Source organism: Sphingobium jiangsuense (assembly GCF_014196495.1).
GTDB lineage: Bacteria > Pseudomonadota > Alphaproteobacteria > Sphingomonadales > Sphingomonadaceae > Sphingobium > Sphingobium jiangsuense.
The window spans coordinates 360,527-374,918 of the sequence record NZ_JACIDT010000001.1; the positions used below are offsets into that span (position 1 = coordinate 360,527).

Annotated in this window: 12 protein-coding genes; 7 read left to right on the forward strand and 5 right to left on the reverse strand. The window is 67.7% G+C overall.

The genetic code is table 11. The annotated features are described in order from the left end of the window. Window positions 1-2 precede the first annotated feature (2 nt). Window positions 3-980, forward strand: coding sequence for a type II secretion system F family protein (locus GGR43_RS01730; RefSeq protein ID WP_188070205.1), 978 nt, complete (start codon window positions 3-5; stop codon window positions 978-980). Window positions 981-1,049: 69 nt separating this feature from the next. Here the strand turns inward: GGR43_RS01730 and GGR43_RS01735 are convergent, their stop codons facing one another. From GGR43_RS01735 to GGR43_RS01750, 4 genes are all read right to left on the reverse strand, one after another. Continuing rightward, on the reverse strand, window positions 1,050-1,802 hold the full coding sequence (locus GGR43_RS01735) for a class I SAM-dependent methyltransferase (RefSeq protein ID WP_188070206.1): 753 nt from the start codon (window positions 1,800-1,802) through the stop codon (window positions 1,050-1,052). Next, entirely contained in the window at window positions 1,802-2,929 is a 1,128-nt protein-coding gene (gene prfB, locus GGR43_RS01740) for a peptide chain release factor 2 (RefSeq protein WP_188070207.1), read from the reverse strand. The genes GGR43_RS01735 and prfB overlap by 1 nt, the downstream gene beginning before the upstream one ends. A gap of 73 nt (window positions 2,930-3,002) precedes the next feature. Then, window positions 3,003-5,567 (reverse strand): penicillin-binding protein 1A, encoded by a 2,565-nt coding sequence (locus tag GGR43_RS01745; protein WP_188070352.1) that lies wholly within the window; start codon window positions 5,565-5,567, stop codon window positions 3,003-3,005. Window positions 5,568-5,645: 78 nt separating this feature from the next. Then, window positions 5,646-6,521 carry an N-acetylmuramoyl-L-alanine amidase family protein gene (locus GGR43_RS01750; protein ID WP_188070208.1) on the reverse strand — a complete coding sequence of 292 codons (876 nt, stop codon included), beginning with the start codon at window positions 6,519-6,521 and terminating at the stop codon, window positions 5,646-5,648. Window positions 6,522-7,020: 499 nt separating this feature from the next. Between GGR43_RS01750 and GGR43_RS01755 the strand changes: the two genes are divergently transcribed. The 4 genes from GGR43_RS01755 to GGR43_RS01770 all read left to right on the forward strand — a co-directional run bounded on the left by GGR43_RS01755 (window position 7,021) and on the right by GGR43_RS01770 (window position 12,568). Further along, window positions 7,021-9,837, forward strand: a complete 2,817-nt coding sequence (locus tag GGR43_RS01755) for an Rne/Rng family ribonuclease (RefSeq protein ID WP_246343265.1) — start codon at window positions 7,021-7,023, stop codon at window positions 9,835-9,837. A gap of 163 nt (window positions 9,838-10,000) precedes the next feature. Further along, the gene (locus GGR43_RS01760; protein WP_188070354.1) at window positions 10,001-11,350 is read left to right on the forward strand and encodes a M48 family metalloprotease; all 1,350 of its coding nucleotides are present in this window, start codon (window positions 10,001-10,003) and stop codon (window positions 11,348-11,350) included. Between the two features lie 68 nt (window positions 11,351-11,418). After that, window positions 11,419-12,141, forward strand: a complete 723-nt coding sequence (locus GGR43_RS01765) for a DsbA family protein (protein WP_425502144.1) — start codon at window positions 11,419-11,421, stop codon at window positions 12,139-12,141. 52 nt (window positions 12,142-12,193) lie between these two features. After that, entirely contained in the window at window positions 12,194-12,568 is a 375-nt protein-coding gene (locus GGR43_RS01770; protein WP_188070210.1) for a DUF4186 domain-containing protein, read from the forward strand. A 35-nt stretch (window positions 12,569-12,603) separates the two neighbouring features. On the opposite strand, the gene GGR43_RS01775 is transcribed toward GGR43_RS01770, so the two are convergent. Beyond that, a complete protein-coding gene (locus GGR43_RS01775) occupies window positions 12,604-13,086 on the reverse strand; it encodes an outer membrane protein assembly factor BamE (protein ID WP_188070211.1) in 483 nt (160 codons plus the stop codon). 195 nt (window positions 13,087-13,281) lie between these two features. Between GGR43_RS01775 and GGR43_RS01780 the strand changes: the two genes are divergently transcribed. Both GGR43_RS01780 and GGR43_RS01785 read left to right on the forward strand, forming a co-directional pair. After that, window positions 13,282-13,800, forward strand: coding sequence for a ubiquinol-cytochrome C chaperone family protein (locus tag GGR43_RS01780; RefSeq protein ID WP_188070212.1), 519 nt, complete (start codon window positions 13,282-13,284; stop codon window positions 13,798-13,800). Beyond that, on the forward strand, window positions 13,797-14,354 hold the full coding sequence (locus GGR43_RS01785; RefSeq protein ID WP_188070213.1) for a YceD family protein: 558 nt from the start codon (window positions 13,797-13,799) through the stop codon (window positions 14,352-14,354). Before GGR43_RS01780 ends, GGR43_RS01785 begins: the two co-directional genes overlap by 4 nt. The last annotated feature ends 38 nt before the right edge of the window (window positions 14,355-14,392 follow it).

The window sequence follows — 14,392 nt, forward strand, 5'->3', positions numbered from 1 at the left end:
CGATGAACGGTGCAACCCTGTTCGGCCTGAGCGCCGCCGATCTCGCCACGCTGATGGCCGCGCTGGCCACCTTCGCCGTGCTCGTCGCCATCTATGCCGCGGCGACCGTGCGCAACCCGATGAGCCGGCGCGTCAAGGCGCTCAACGAACGGCGCGAGCAGCTGAAGGCCGGCATCACCGTCTCCAACACGAAGCGGCGCGCCCGTCTGGTCCACCAGCGCGAGAGCACCGATTTCATGCGGTCGCTGCTGCAAAAGCTGAAGGTGTTGCAGGACGATCAGGTCAAGGTCGCGCAGAAGAAGCTGGCGCAGGCGGGCATCCGGTCGAAGGACCTGGCCGTCGCGGTGATCTTCGGCCGGCTGATCCTGCCGATCGTCGGCGGGCTGACGGCGGCGCTGCTGATCTATGTCGTCGACATTTTCCCCGACTGGACCGACGTGAAGCGCTTCGGCGCCTTCGCAGTGGCGCTGCTCGCCAGCTACAAGGCGCCCGACATCTATCTGTCGAACAAGATATCGAAACGCTCGGCGGCGATCCGCAAGGGCATACCCGACGCGCTCGACCTGCTGGTGATCTGCGCCGAGGCGGGCCTGACCGTCGATGCCGCCTTCGCCCGCGTCGCGAAGGAACTGGGCCGCGCCTATCCGGAACTGGGCGACGAATTCCAGCTCACCTCGATCGAGCTGTCCTTCCTCACCGAGCGGCGGCAGGCGTTCGAGAACCTCGCCTGGCGTGTCGATGTGGAGGCGTTGAAGGGCGTCGTCACCACGATGATCCAGACCGAGAAATACGGCACGCCGCTGGCCTCGGCGCTGCGGGTGCTCTCCGCCGAATTCCGGCACGAACGGATGATGAAGGCCGAGGAGAAAGCCGCCCGCCTGCCCGCGATCATGACGGTGCCGCTGATCCTCTTCATCCTGCCGACGCTGTTCATCGTGATCCTCGGCCCGGCGGCCTGCTCGATCAAGGAATCGCTCTGAGCGGGGAAATGACCTGATATTATGCCCTCATGCCAGCGCAGGCTGACATGACGGTAAGCCCGCCATCCACTAATCCCGCGCCACCGCGCAGGGGCGGATATCCGCCGGGGCGGGGCGCGCGCCGTTTACCCGGAAGCGGGCGAGATAGCCGCCCGCCGACGGGCGCGGCACCAGATCGATGAGCTGATAGCCCACCGCCGCGAATTCGCAGATCAGCAATTTGGGCGGGGTGCCGTGCTGGTCGGTCGAGCGCATCGAATCGACGACGATCACCTCGCCGTCGGCCTTCAGCGCCGGGCGCATGTTCCAGAGGAACGCATAGGGCTCCTCTATCTCATGATACATGTGCACCATCAGGATGCGGTCGAAACTGGCGGCGGGCAGGCCGGGATTGTCGGGCGTGCCCAGCTTCACGCTGACATTGTCCCAATGCTCGCGGTTGATGCGCCGCCCCAGCGCCTCGATCACCTCCGGCATGATGTCCTGCGCCAGCACGCGCCCGTCCGCGCCGACGCGGGCGGCGAGGCGGACGGTGTAATAGCCCTCGCCCGCGCCGATATCGGCCACCGTCATGCCCGGCCTTATGCCCGCCCGGTCCATGATGTCGTTGGCTTCATTAAGGCGGTCGCGCACCTCCTCGCTGGCATAGCGGGTGGACACCACCGGCGCGACCGGGCGGTCGGCCTTGGGGAAATCGGCGGCGCTGTCCCGCCTGCCGCCTTTCTCCTCGCCGCCGCCCAGCATGTCGCAGGCGGCGAGCAGCACCAGCAGGGGCGCCCCGGCCAGCGCGAGCGCCGCCCCGGCACGCGACCCCGATGGCATCAGTCGACGTCCTCCACTTCGACCTTCTCGCCGGTCACGCGCTGCGAGAGCGCGGCGGCCATATAGGGGTCGAGCGCCCCGTCGAGCACATCGTCGGGCGAGGTCGAAACCACGCCGGTGCGCAGGTCCTTCACCATCTGATAGGGTTGCAGCACATAGGAACGGATCTGGTGGCCCCAGCCGATCTCGGTCTTGGCCTGATATTCGCCGCTGGCCGCCGCCTCGCGCTCGGCCAGTTCCTTCTCGTAGAGGCGCGCCTTCAGCATGTTCATCGCGGTGGCGCGGTTCTTGTGCTGCGAGCGGTCGTTCTGGCAGGCGACGATGATGCCGGTCGGCACGTGGGTGATGCGCACCGCCGAATCGGTGGTGTTGACGTGCTGCCCGCCCGCGCCCGACGCGCGATAGGTATCGACCTTGAGGTCGGCCGGGTTGATCTCGATATCGATATTGTCGTCGATCACCGGATAGACCCAGACCGAGGAAAAGCTGGTGTGCCGCCGCGCCGAGCTGTCATAGGGCGAGATGCGCACGAGGCGGTGCACGCCGCTCTCGGTCTTGGCATAGCCATAGGCGTTCTCGCCCTTGATCAGCAGCGTCGCGGACTTGATGCCCGCCTGCTCGCCCGCCTGATAATCGACTAGCTCCACCTTGTAGCCGCGCTTTTCGGCCCAGCGCTGGTACATGCGCTGGAGCATCTCCGCCCAGTCCTGGCTTTCGGTGCCGCCCGCGCCCGCATGGATTTCGAGATAGGTGTCGGAGGCGTCCGCCTCACCCGCGAGCAGCGCCTTGATCTTGGCGTCGTCCGCCTTGTCGGCCAGTTCGGCGAGCGAGGCCAACGCCTCGTCGGCCATCGCATTGTCGCCCTCTGCGTCGGCCATCTCGATCAGTTCGACGGTGTCGTTCTTCTCATTCTCGATCGCGCGGGTCGCGGAAATGGCGGCGTCGAGGCGCGTGCGCTCCCGCATCACCTCCTGCGCCTTCTTCTGGTCGTCCCACAGCGTCGGGTCCTCGACGCGGGCATTCAGCTCGTCGAGGCGGCGCAGCGCGCGGTCCCAGTCGAGAAAGCGCCGCAGCAGACCGAGCGCCGCATCGATACGATCAACATAGGCTTGCGCTTCTGCGCGCATGGTCATTCTCCAAAAAACTGCGCCGGCCCGGCTAGCCCTGCCGGAAAGGCGTTAAAGCAAAAGCCCAGGGCCCCTAATATATACCGCCCTCGCGCTGCAAGAAGTCGCTGTCACGGCTGGTCGCCGGGCCGCTGCGATCGCGCGAGGCGGCGGCCTTTTCCTGCGCCTCGACCTCTTCCTTGCGGATGGTGCGGCGCGGCTCCGTCTCCGGCTTGAACGCTTCCCAGATGATCGCGGGCTTGGCGTCGTTGGTCGTTGGCCAGGCGCCATAGACGCGCTTGCCGGAGCGGCGATCCACCCGCACCATGCGGATGCCCGGCGGCGCGACGAACGGCGTCTTGGGCATGTCCTCCAGAATCGGCGCCATCGCCGCCTTCCAGATCGGCGCGGCGATCCGCCCGCCCTGCGCATAGCCGCCCATCGAGCGCGGCGTGTCGAAACCGAGATAGACGCCCGCGACCAGATCGGGCGAGCCGCCGACGAACCAGACGTTGGTCGGGCCGTTGGTGGTGCCGGTCTTGCCGAACAGGGGCCGCTTCAAATCCGCCAGCACCGTCGCGGTGCCGCGCTGGATCACGCCCTCGGTGATGTGGACGACCTGATAGGCGGTCATCGCGTCCATCGCCTGCCGCCCCTCGGCGCCGAAGCGCGGCATCGCCTTGCCGTCCCAGTCGGCCGCGTTGCAGCCGTCGCAGGGGCGCCAGTTCTTCGGCCAGATCACCTTGCCGTGCCGGTCCTGCACGAAATCCATCACCTTGGGGTCCATCAGGCGGCCATGGTTGGCGAGCGCCGCATAGGCGTTCACCATCTTCTCCACGGTGGTCTCGCCCGCGCCGAGCGCGAAGGAGAGATAGGGCTGGTAATCGCCGATGCCCATCGCCTTGATGGTGCGCACGACGCGATCCATGCCGGTCTGCGAGGCCGCGCGCACCGTCATCAGGTTGCGCGACTGCTCGACGCCCCAGCGCATCGTCTGCGCACCAGCGCCGCCGCCGCCGAAATTGCGGAAGCATTTCTGCCCCAGCCGCGCCGACTGCCACACGCAGAACGGCCCGTCGACGATGATCGTCGCGGGCGTCATCCCGCTGTCGAGTGCGGCCGCATAGACGAAAGGCTTGATCGTGGAGCCGGGCTGGCGCTGCGCCTGTGTCGCGCGGTTGTAAGAGGAAAGGCGCGCGTCGAAGCCGCCCTGCATCGCATGGATGCGCGCGGTGCGCACCGCCTCCACCACCATGCCGCCGGAAATGGCGGGCACGTTGCGCAGCGCATAATTGTCGCCGCCCATCGGCTTGACGAGGATGAGGTCGCCCGGCTTCATGCCGTTGAACGCGGGGCCGCCGATCTTGCGATAGGGCATCTGCGCCGCCGAGGCGGGCAAGGTGCCGGTGCTGCCGTTGGCGAAGCCGATCTGCGCCGCGCCGCCGGAACGGGACAGCACGATCGCGACCTTCCAGTCCTCATATTCCACGCTGATCGAGGACCCGGCGAGGCGCTGCGCCCATTTGTCGTCCATCTCGATCGTGCCGACCGGACCGGACCAGCCATGCCCCGCATCATAGCGCAACAGCCCGGCGCGCAGCGCGTCTGCCGCCGATTTCTGGATGCGCGGGTCATAGGGGCTGCGGATCCACAGGCCGCCCGCATAGACGCTGTTCGGCCCGTCCTTCTCTTCCTCGCCGAAAATGTCGATCAGGCGGCGGCGCACCTCTTCCATATAATAGCCGCCCGACGCCACGTCGCCCCGGTCGAACAGCGCGCCGCGCTGGCTGATCGTGCCGAGCGGCTGCGCGACCGCCTGCGCATGCTGCGCCTTCGTGATCCAGCCATTTTCCAGCATCGCGCCCAGCGCCCAGTTGCGCCGCTCGATCGCGCGGGCATAGCCGGACTTGCTTTCGGGGCGGTAATTGGACGGCCCCTTGGGCAGGATCGCCAGATAGGCGATCTCGTGCAGCTTCAACTCGCCGACATCCTTGCCGAAATAGGCGCGGGACGCCGCCTGCACGCCATAGGCGTTGCGGCCGAGGAAGATCTGGTTGAGGTACAGCTCCAGTATCTGCTGCTTCGTCATCGCACTTTCCATGCGATAGGCGACGATCATCTCGCGGATCTTGCGGGTGGGCGAATAGGCGTCGCCGGTCAGCAGGTTCTTCGCGACCTGCTGGGTGATGGTGGACCCGCCCTTGGCCCGCGCGCCGGAGCCGATCTTGCTGACATAATCGAACACCGCGCCCGCCAGGCCGGTGATGTCGACGCCATGGTGCGAGAAGAAGGTCTTGTCCTCGGCCGCCAGATAGGCGCGGATGAGCAGCGGCGGATAATCGTCATATTGCAGCTGCACGCGCCGCTCGCGGGCATAGCTGTATATGGGCTCGCCGTTGACGTCGCGCACGACGCTGGGCAGCGCCGGTTCATAGTCGGCGAGCGCCGCCCCGTCGGGCAGGTCGCGCGCGAAGATGATCCAGAACGCGCCCAGTGCGACGACGAGGGCGCCCAGCGCCAGCACGCCGCGCCGCACCCATGGCTTCTGCCACGAAGTGCGCCACAGATGCGCGAAGCGCCTGCCGGCTTCCCCGGCTTGCCGCGTTGCGCGATAGGTGAACTGCTCCTGCCGGGGCGATCCGTTGTCGTTCTGCTCCATCACGGCATCGCTCTAGGAGAATATGAGGCCCTTGGCCAGTGTTTCCGCGACGGGCCGCTCCCGCTCCCGGCCCCGCCTTCAGGGCTGGGCGGAGCGCCGCGCGAAATAGACGCCCACCGCCTGCGCGATGCCCTGCGCCACCTTGTCGCGGCCTTCGGGCGTCGCCAGTTGCGCGGCGTCGGCGGCGCTGGTGATGTAGCCCGCCTCGAACAGCACCGAGGGGATGTCCGGCGCCTTCAGCACGATCAGCGAGGCGAAGCGGTGATAGCGGCCGCGAAAGCGGATATAGGGCGAGGCCTCGCGATAGAGCAGCTCGGCGAAATTGCTGGAAAGCGTCATCGCCTGCCGCTGCGACAGGTCGATCAGGATCGAGGAGACGGAGCCGCTCTGGTCGCCGATCGCGATGCCGTTGATGATGTCGGACCGGTTTTCCCGCGCGGCGAGCCGGGCGGCCTCGCGGTCGGAGGCGGTTTCCGACAGGGTGTAGATGGTCGCCCCCTGCGCGTCGGCGCTGTCGGCGGCGTCGGCGTGGAGCGAGATGAACAGGTCCGCCCCCATGCGCCGCGCCAGCTCATAGCGTTCCTGAAGGCTCAGATAACTGTCGTCCTCCCGCGTCAGCGCGACGCGCACGCGCCCCTGCGCGGCCACCCTGTCGCGCACCGCCTTCGCCAGCGCGAGCGTCACGTCCTTTTCGCGCAGCTTGCGATCCTCGTTGATCGCGCCGGGATCATGGCCGCCATGGCCGGGGTCGATCACCACCAGCGGCCGCGAGCGGTCGGCGGGACCGGCGATCGGCGGCAGCTTCCCGCCGCCGGAGGCGGGCGGAATCGGCACGGTGATGCTGTGCGTGTGGCGCGGCGGCCGCGCATAGGCCGCGCTGTCACCTCCTGCGGCGGTCCCCGATACGAACCCCGCCGCAAGCAGGGCCGGCGCAAGCGCGATGAAAAACAGCATATCCCGGTTTTCCGCCCCGATCTCCCCAGTCCCTCAACCGGAATAACCGGATTTTCCGTAAAGAGAAGAACTTGTGATCGGAACGGGCGAACAAAAAATGGCGCGGCCTGTTGCCCCCCCGTGTCACAGGTGCTAGCCATGAAGGGCGCTTCTTTGTCCCCCCACAGGTAAGGCACGATAGGCGCATCCCCGTCGCGAGGGGTCCGGCCCGCCGGAAACTCGCTTGTTTCAACAGGTTGACGTTGCATGAGGCATTTTCCCCGATCACTCCAAGGCCCCGAAGGCGGCCTTGTCGCGTGGTCGGCGCATAGCGGTTCCGGCATGATGGCCGGCCATGCCCCTGCAGCAGACACGAACTTTTCCAACATTTTCGACCCCATCCGTCTTAACCGGGCCTGTCCCCCGCCCGCGCGCCACGCGCAGCGGAACACAGCGCCCCCTGACAATCGCGCGGACAGCCGACCCTGTGTCCGGCCCTTCCGCGCCCGGAGTATAATGAATGACCATGCGTATGCTGATCGATGCGCGCCACCGGGAGGAAACCCGTGTCGCCGTCGTCAAGGGAAACCGAATCGAGGAATTTGATTTCGAATCCGAAGAGCACAAGCAGCTCAAGGGGAATATCTATCTGGCCAAGGTGACGCGGGTCGAACCCTCGTTGCAGGCGGCGTTCGTCGATTATGGCGGCAACCGCCACGGCTTCCTCGCCTTTTCCGAAATCCACCCGGATTATTACCAGATCCCGCGCGAGGATCGCGAGGCCCTGCTGCGCGAAGAGGCGGAGCACGCCGCCGAGGAAGCCGCGCTGCGCGAGGAAGCGGCCGAGGAGCATGCGAGCGACGAGCCTTCGTCCGACGACAATGTCGAGGACGTGCCCGCGATCGGCGCGGAGGGCGAGGAGGAGCAGCCCCAGCAGGGCCGCCGCCGCGCCAGCGCCAATGACGATCAGGCCGACGAGCTGCGCCGCAAGCGCATGTCGCTGCGCCGCCGCTACAAGATTCAGGACGTCATCAAGCGCCGCCAGGTGCTGCTGATCCAGGTCGTGAAGGAAGAGCGCGGCAACAAGGGCGCGGCGCTGACCACCTATCTCAGCCTCGCGGGCCGCTATTGCGTGCTGATGCCCAACACCAGCCATGGCGGCGGCATTTCGCGCAAGATTTCCAACGCGGCGGACCGCAAGCGGCTGAAGTCGATCATCGCCGACATGAAGCTGCCCGCGACCATGGGCTGCATCGTCCGCACCGCGGGCCTTCAGCGCACCCGCACCGAGATCAAGCGCGACTTCGACTATCTCGCCCGGCTGTGGGACGAGATTCGCGAAAAGACGCTGAGCAGCTCCGCCCCCGCGCTGATCCATAACGACAGCGACCTCATCAAGCGCGCGATCCGCGACATCTATAATCGCGAGATCGAGGAGGTGCTGGTCGAGGGCGAGGACGGCTATCGCGCCGCCAAGGATTTCATGAAGCTGCTGATGCCCAGCCATGCGCGGCGGGTGAAGCAATATTCCGACGCGGTATCGCTGTTCCAGCGCTTCGGCGTCGAGGATCAGCTCGCGGCCATGTATCATCCGGTCGTGCAGCTGAAATCGGGCGGCTATCTGGTCATCAACCCGACCGAGGCTTTGGTGTCGATCGACATCAACTCCGGCCGCTCCACCCGCGAGCACGGGATCGAGCAGACGGCGGTGGCAACCAATCTGGAAGCCGCGCGGGAAATCGCACGCCAGCTGCGCCTGCGCGACATGGCGGGCCTCGTCGTCATCGACTTCATCGACATGGAGAACAACTCCAACATCCGCAAGGTCGAGAAGGCGATGAAGGAAGCGCTGAAGGACGACCGCGCGCGCATCCAGGTCGGTCGCATCTCCGGCTTCGGCCTGATGGAGATGAGCCGCCAGCGCCTGCGCACCGGCGTGCTGGAAGCCTCCACCAAGGTCTGCCCGCATTGCGAGGGCACCGGCCTCGTCCGCACCGCGTCGTCGGCGGGCCTTTCCGCGCTGCGCATGCTGGAAGAGGAAGCCGCGCGCGGCAAGGGCAGCGTCATCACGCTGCGCGCCAGCCAGGAAGCGGCCTTCTACGTCCTCAACAACAAGCGCCGCGAAATCGACGAGATCGAGCAGCGCTACGGCGTCACCATCTCCATCCTGCCCGACGGCGAGATCGAGGGCGCGCGCATGTCGGTCGAGGCCAGCGGCCCACGCCCGACCCGCGTGGTCGAATATGCGCCGATCGTCGACGAGGACGAGGATGACGCCGCCCTTCCCGCCGAAGAAATCGACGAGGAGGAAGGCGAAGCCTTCGCCGAGGACCGCAATGGCGAGGATCGCGAAGACCGCGAGGGCGGACGTCGCCGTCGCCGTCGCCGTCGCCGTCGTGGCGGGCGCCGCGAGGATGGCGAGGACGCGGGCCACGCGCACCGGGCGGATGAGGATCATGGCGAGGACGAGGACGCCGAGGCCATTGCCGCAGATGCCGAAGCCGAGGGCGAGGCCGAAGCGGGTGACGTTGTAGGCGAGGCCGGCGAAGAAGGCGCGGGCGAAGGCAAGCGCCGCAGCCGTCGCGGCCGTCGCGGTGGCCGTCGCCGTCGCGGTGAGAATGGCGAAGAGGCCGAGACTGCCGAGGCCATTGAGGCCACGGAAGGCGAGGCCGCCCCGGCTGACGACGAGGAAGTCTCCGAAGCCGTTCCGGCCGTGGAAAGCGCCGAGGCTGCCGAAGCCGAAGCGGCCCCGGCCATGGAGGAAGCCGCCGAGGAAGCGGCGCCCAAGGCGCGCCGACGCCCCCGCGCCCGCAAGGCGGCGGCTGCCCCTGCCGCCGAAGAGGCCGCGCCTTCCGTCGAAGCGGAAGCGGTGACCGCCGAGCCGGTGGAAACCCCGGCGGAAGCCGAAGCCGCGCCCGCCGAGGAAGCGGCCAAGCCGAAGCCCAAGCGCACGCGCCGCAAAAAGGCCGATGTGGAGGCCGAGGCCGCCGCAGCCGCCACCCCGGCGGAAGCGGCAGCGGAAGCTCCGGCCGAAGCCGCGCCGGCCAAGCCGAAGCGTACCCGCCGCAAGAAGGCCGAGGTCGAAGCCGAGGCCGCGCCCGAAGTCGCGACCGAAGCCGAAGCCGAAGCCGCGCCGGTCGAAGCGGCTCCCGCTCCCGCCCCATCCACCCCTGCGGAAGATGTGGACGCGGAAGGGGAAGCGCTTCCCGCCGCCAATGCGGATGTCGTGCCCCCCGCCGAGGTGGTGGAAACCGATGCCCCCGGCGAAGGCGAAACCGAGGAAAGCGACGGCCAGCCGCCGCGCCGGGGATGGTGGCAGCGCACGTTCGGAGCGTGACGCGGGCGCCCTGTCGCGCGTCCCGTCCTTTCACCCGCCTTCCGCGCCCGGCGCGGGAGGCGGAGGACAGCTTCCGCCCGTCATCGGCCGTTCAGCCGCGATCGGGCAAGGAGGGCTGATGCGCAGGGCGTTTCCCTCCTCCCGCTTGCGCGCGGGCGCGGCCATGGCTGCACTGCGCCGCGCGCTGACGCTGCTGGTGCTCGCCGCCGCGCTGCTGGCCCGGCCCGCCATGGCCCAGCAGATATTGCGCGACGCCGAGACCGAGGCGTTCCTCAACGACATTTCCGCCCCGCTCATCAAGGCGGCGGGGCTGGACCCGCGCAACGCGCAGGTGCTGCTGATCAACGACCCGGAAATCAACGCCTTCGTCGCGGGCGGGCAGATCGTCTGGATCCATTCCGGCCTGTTCATCGCCGCCGACAATCTCAACCAGATGCAGGGCGTGATCGCCCATGAACTCGGCCATATCGAGGGCGGCCACATCATCCGCTCGTCGGAGGGGATAAAGACCGCGACCGGCATCACCCTCGTCTCGCTGCTGCTGGGCGCGGCGGCGATGGCGGCGGGCGGCGGCGAGGCGGGCATGGGCATCATGGCCGCCGGGCAGCAGGCGGCGATGGGCAAGTTTCTCGCCTTTTCGCGCACGCAGGAATCGAGCGCCGACCTTGCGGGCGCGCGCTACCTCAGCAAGGCGGGGATCAGCGGCAAGGGCAGCCTCGAATTCTTCAAGAAGCTGCAAAATCAGGAATATCGCCTCGCCATCCCGCAGGACGACAGCTACGGCCGCACCCACCCGCTGTCGGGCGAGCGCATCGCCGTGCTGCGCGATGTCTACGAGCCCGACCCGGCGTGGAACGCGAAGACGCCGCCGGAACTGGAGGAACGCTTCCAGCGCATCAAGGCGAAGCTGTTCGGCTTCGTGTCCGACCCGCAGCAGACGATGCGCACCTACCCGGACAGCGACCGGTCGATCCCGGCCCATTATGCGCGCGCCTATGCCTGGCACAAGGCCGCCTATCCCGACAAGGCGACGGCGGAAGCCCAGGCGCTGCTGCAAATGAAGCCGCACGACCCCTATTTCCTGGAACTGGACGGACAGATATTGCTGGAAAACGGCCGCCCGGCCGAAGCGATCGCGCCGCTGCGCGAGGCGGTGCGGCTGACCAACAATCAGCCGCTGATCGCGGTGCTGCTGGGCCATGCGCTGATCGCGACCGAGGACAGCGCCCATTTCGCCGAGGCGGAGCAGGTGCTGCGCGCGGCGGTCGCCAAGGACAGGAACAATCCCTTCGCCTGGTATCAGCTCGGCGTCGTCTATGAACGGCGTGGCGATCAGGCGCGCGCCGCGCTCGCCACGGCGGAGCGCTATTCGCTGCAAGGACAGCAGGAACTGGCGCTGCGCAGCGCCGAGGCCGCGATGGCGGGCATCCCCGAAGGCACCAGCGACTATCTGCGCGCGCAGGATATCGCGATGGCCGCGCGCGGCATGTTGAGCAAGAAGAAGAAAAGATGACCAGGCGCCCCTCCCCCACGACAGACGCGGCCCCGTTCGGCGCCGCGATCAGGAACAGGAAAATCCAGATGCTTCTCGGCCTATTCGTCGCCACCACCGTCGCGGCCGGCGCCGCCCTCGCCACGCAGGCGGCGGAACCGGCGATCACCAGCCGCGCCCAGATCGAGGAGATCGTGCGCGACTATATATTGGAGCATCCCGAAATCCTGCCGCAGGCGATGGAGCGGCTGCAGGCCAAACGCGTCGGCGCCGTCATCGACAGCAAGCGCGGCGAGATCGAAACGCCCTTTGCCGGGGCGTGGGAAGGCGCGCAGAACGGCGACATCGTGCTGGTCGAATTCTTCGACTATGCCTGCGGCTATTGCCGCGCCTCGCTGCCCGACATCACCAGGCTGGTGGGCGAGGACAAGAAGGTGAAGGTCGTCTATCGCGAGTTGCCGATCCTGTCGGAGGAAAGCAACGCGGCGGCCCATGTCTCGCTGCTCGCCGCCGAGCGCAACCTGTATATGCCGTTCCACAAGGCGCTCTACGCCGCCGGGCAGGTGACGCGCGAGACGATCCTGAAGGCGGCCGCCAGCGTCGGCATCGACCGCAAGGCCGCCGAGGCCGCGATCGCCGACAAGCGCTATGCCGCCGAGATCGAGAAGAATGTCCGCCTCGCCCAGGCGCTGGGCGCGAGCGGCACCCCCACTTTCGTCGTCGGCGGACAGGTGCTGGGGGGCGCGGTCGGCTATGACGGGCTGAAGAAGGCAGTGGCCGAGGAACGCGCGAAGGCGAAACCGGCGACATAAACGCACGACGATCGGCCTTTCACCGCCGCCGGCGCGATCCTATATCCCCGCCATGGCTTCCCCGCCGGACGATCTGTGGGCGAGCCTCGCCCGTTCCCCGTTCCGCAGCCGTTTCCGGCTGGGGCCGAAGGAGCGCGCCTGTTATCGCGACAAGGGCGCGGAGAGGATCAGCAGCCACGCCGCCGATTTCATCGCCAAACGGCTCGCCCCGGCCCATCCGGCAAAGGACGGGCGGCAGACGCCGATGCGCGGCCATCCGGTGTTCATCGCCCAGCACGCCACCGCCACCTGCTGCCGCACCTGCCTGCGCAAATGGCACGGCATCGCGGAAGGACGCCCGCTCGGCCCGGAGGAGCAGGAGCGGATCGTCGCCATCATCATGGAGTGGCTGGATCGCCAACAGGGGGCGCCCGACCCGCGCGGCTGAAACCCGCGCGGGTCCGACCGGATCGGTTCGCGCTCTCAGTTCGCCGTGCCGCTGCCCGGCGCGCCACCGGCCCCGGCCGCGCCCACCGCGCCGATATTGCCGAAGATTTCCTGCAACAGCGTGCGCTGGCGGCCCAGCGTCGGCGTCGAGCCGTCCTTGGGCGATATCCTGGCGATGGCGCTCGCGTCGCGCTTGTCGATGGAGATCACATTGCCCGCGCCGTCGAACTGCACGCGCACGATTTCCTGCTTGGCGACCTTCGGGTTGGAAAAGGCGAGCTGCTTCATGTCGCGCGCGACATAATACCAGTCCTGCTGGCCGAATTCGCTGACGAAGGTCGGGCGGCCCAGCGTGCCTTCGACCGAGGCGCGGTTGTCTGTGCCCGGCTGGATCGAATCGACCAGCAGATTGTCGACCAGATAGCCCTGATGGGTACGGATACGCGTACATCCCGACATCGCCATCGCTGCCACCGACAGCGCAAGAAGGACGGAAAGGCGCTTGTTCGGGAAACCCATTCTATTCTCCAACGGACCATCTTCATCGCGCCGCGCGCCGATGACGGGCCACGGCCTGCGGCCATCATCGCTGCCCAAAGTCATTGCATTGCGAACGCGGGTCCATCAATATGGGATTGTGCGGCCCCGCACAAGCATAGACAGGCGGCCGCCCGACAACCAGGTCGCGCCCAAGGAAAGGTCATCATTTCGTCAATGTCCCTGCTCGATCGCCTGTTTCGCCGTCCCGATCCCAAGGGCATGATGGCCCCGCTCTATCATGCGGTGGTCGCGCGCGGACGGGCGGTGCACTGGTATGTCGAGGGCGCGGTGCCGGATACGCTCGACGGGCGGTTCGACATGATCGCCGCCATCCTCAGCCTGGTGCTGATGCGGCTGGAGGAGGCGGACAGGCGACAGGAAAGCGTCTGGCTGACCGAATTGTTCATCGACGACATGGAAGGGCAGCTGCGCCAGATCGGCGTCGGCGACGTGGTGGTCGGCAAGCATGTCGGCCGCATGGTCAGCGCGCTGGGCGGGCGTCTGTGCGCCTATCGCGAGGCGCTGGCCGGGGAGGACGGCGACCTGCGCGGCGCGCTCGCCCGCAACCTCTATCGCGGCGAGCCGGTGGACGATGCGGCGCTGGCCGATGTGGAAAGCCGGTTGCGCGCCTTCCACCGGGCGCTTGGGACCGTCGCGCCCGAAACGCTGATCGAGGGACATCTGCCGTCATGACCGCCGCGCGCGAATTTTCCCACCCCGAATTTTCCCACATCGTCCGGCTGGACGCGATCGGGCGACTCGACTGGCCCGCGCATGTCGAGGCCGACGAGACGCAGCGCGCGGCGCTGGCCGCCCGCTTCGGCTTCGCCTCGCTCGACCTGCTGGAGGCGGATTTCAGCATGGACCGCAACGGCGCTACGGTGATGGCGACCGGATCGATCCGCGCCCGCCTCGCCCAGCCCTGCATCGCGACCGGCGAGCCGGTGGCCGAGGAGGTGCGCGAGGAATTTACGATTCGCTTCCTGCCCGAGGAAAGCGGCGGCGGCGCGGAGGCCGACCCGCATGCGGAGATAGAGCTGGACGCCGACGAATGCGACACGCTGAGCTATAGCGGCGAGCGCATCGACATGGGCGAGGCGATCGCCGAGACGCTGGCGCTGGCGGTCAACCCCTATCCCCGCAGCCCGGACGCCGACCGCTTTCTGCGCGAGGCGGGCGTGCTGAGCGAGGATCAGGCCGGGCCGTTCGCGGCGCTGGCCGCGCTCAAGGGCAAATTGGGGTCCTGACGACCGGGCAATTGTTCCCCTTTTGTTCAAGAAGGGCA

Bases quoted from the DNA above. Each gene is read 5' to 3' on its own strand.
- GGR43_RS01765 (WP_425502144.1), top strand. From the start codon at position 11,419: ATGCTTCTCGGCCTATTCGTCGCCACCACCGTCGCGGCCGGCGCCGCC.
- GGR43_RS01745 (WP_188070352.1), bottom strand. From the start codon at position 5,567: ATGGAGCAGAACGACAACGGATCGCCCCGGCAGGAGCAGTTCACCTAT.
- GGR43_RS01770 (WP_188070210.1), top strand. From the start codon at position 12,194: ATGGCTTCCCCGCCGGACGATCTGTGGGCGAGCCTCGCCCGTTCCCCG.
- GGR43_RS01730 (WP_188070205.1), top strand. From the start codon at position 3: ATGAACGGTGCAACCCTGTTCGGCCTGAGCGCCGCCGATCTCGCCACG.
- GGR43_RS01755 (WP_246343265.1), top strand. From the start codon at position 7,021: ATGACCATGCGTATGCTGATCGATGCGCGCCACCGGGAGGAAACCCGT.
- GGR43_RS01775 (WP_188070211.1), bottom strand. From the start codon at position 13,086: ATGGGTTTCCCGAACAAGCGCCTTTCCGTCCTTCTTGCGCTGTCGGTG.
- prfB (WP_188070207.1), bottom strand. From the start codon at position 2,929: ATGCGCGCAGAAGCGCAAGCCTATGTTGATCGTATCGATGCGGCGCTC.
- GGR43_RS01780 (WP_188070212.1), top strand. From the start codon at position 13,282: ATGTCCCTGCTCGATCGCCTGTTTCGCCGTCCCGATCCCAAGGGCATG.
- GGR43_RS01735 (WP_188070206.1), bottom strand. From the start codon at position 1,802: ATGCCATCGGGGTCGCGTGCCGGGGCGGCGCTCGCGCTGGCCGGGGCG.
- GGR43_RS01750 (WP_188070208.1), bottom strand. From the start codon at position 6,521: ATGCTGTTTTTCATCGCGCTTGCGCCGGCCCTGCTTGCGGCGGGGTTC.
- GGR43_RS01785 (WP_188070213.1), top strand. From the start codon at position 13,797: ATGACCGCCGCGCGCGAATTTTCCCACCCCGAATTTTCCCACATCGTC.
- GGR43_RS01760 (WP_188070354.1), top strand. From the start codon at position 10,001: ATGGCTGCACTGCGCCGCGCGCTGACGCTGCTGGTGCTCGCCGCCGCG.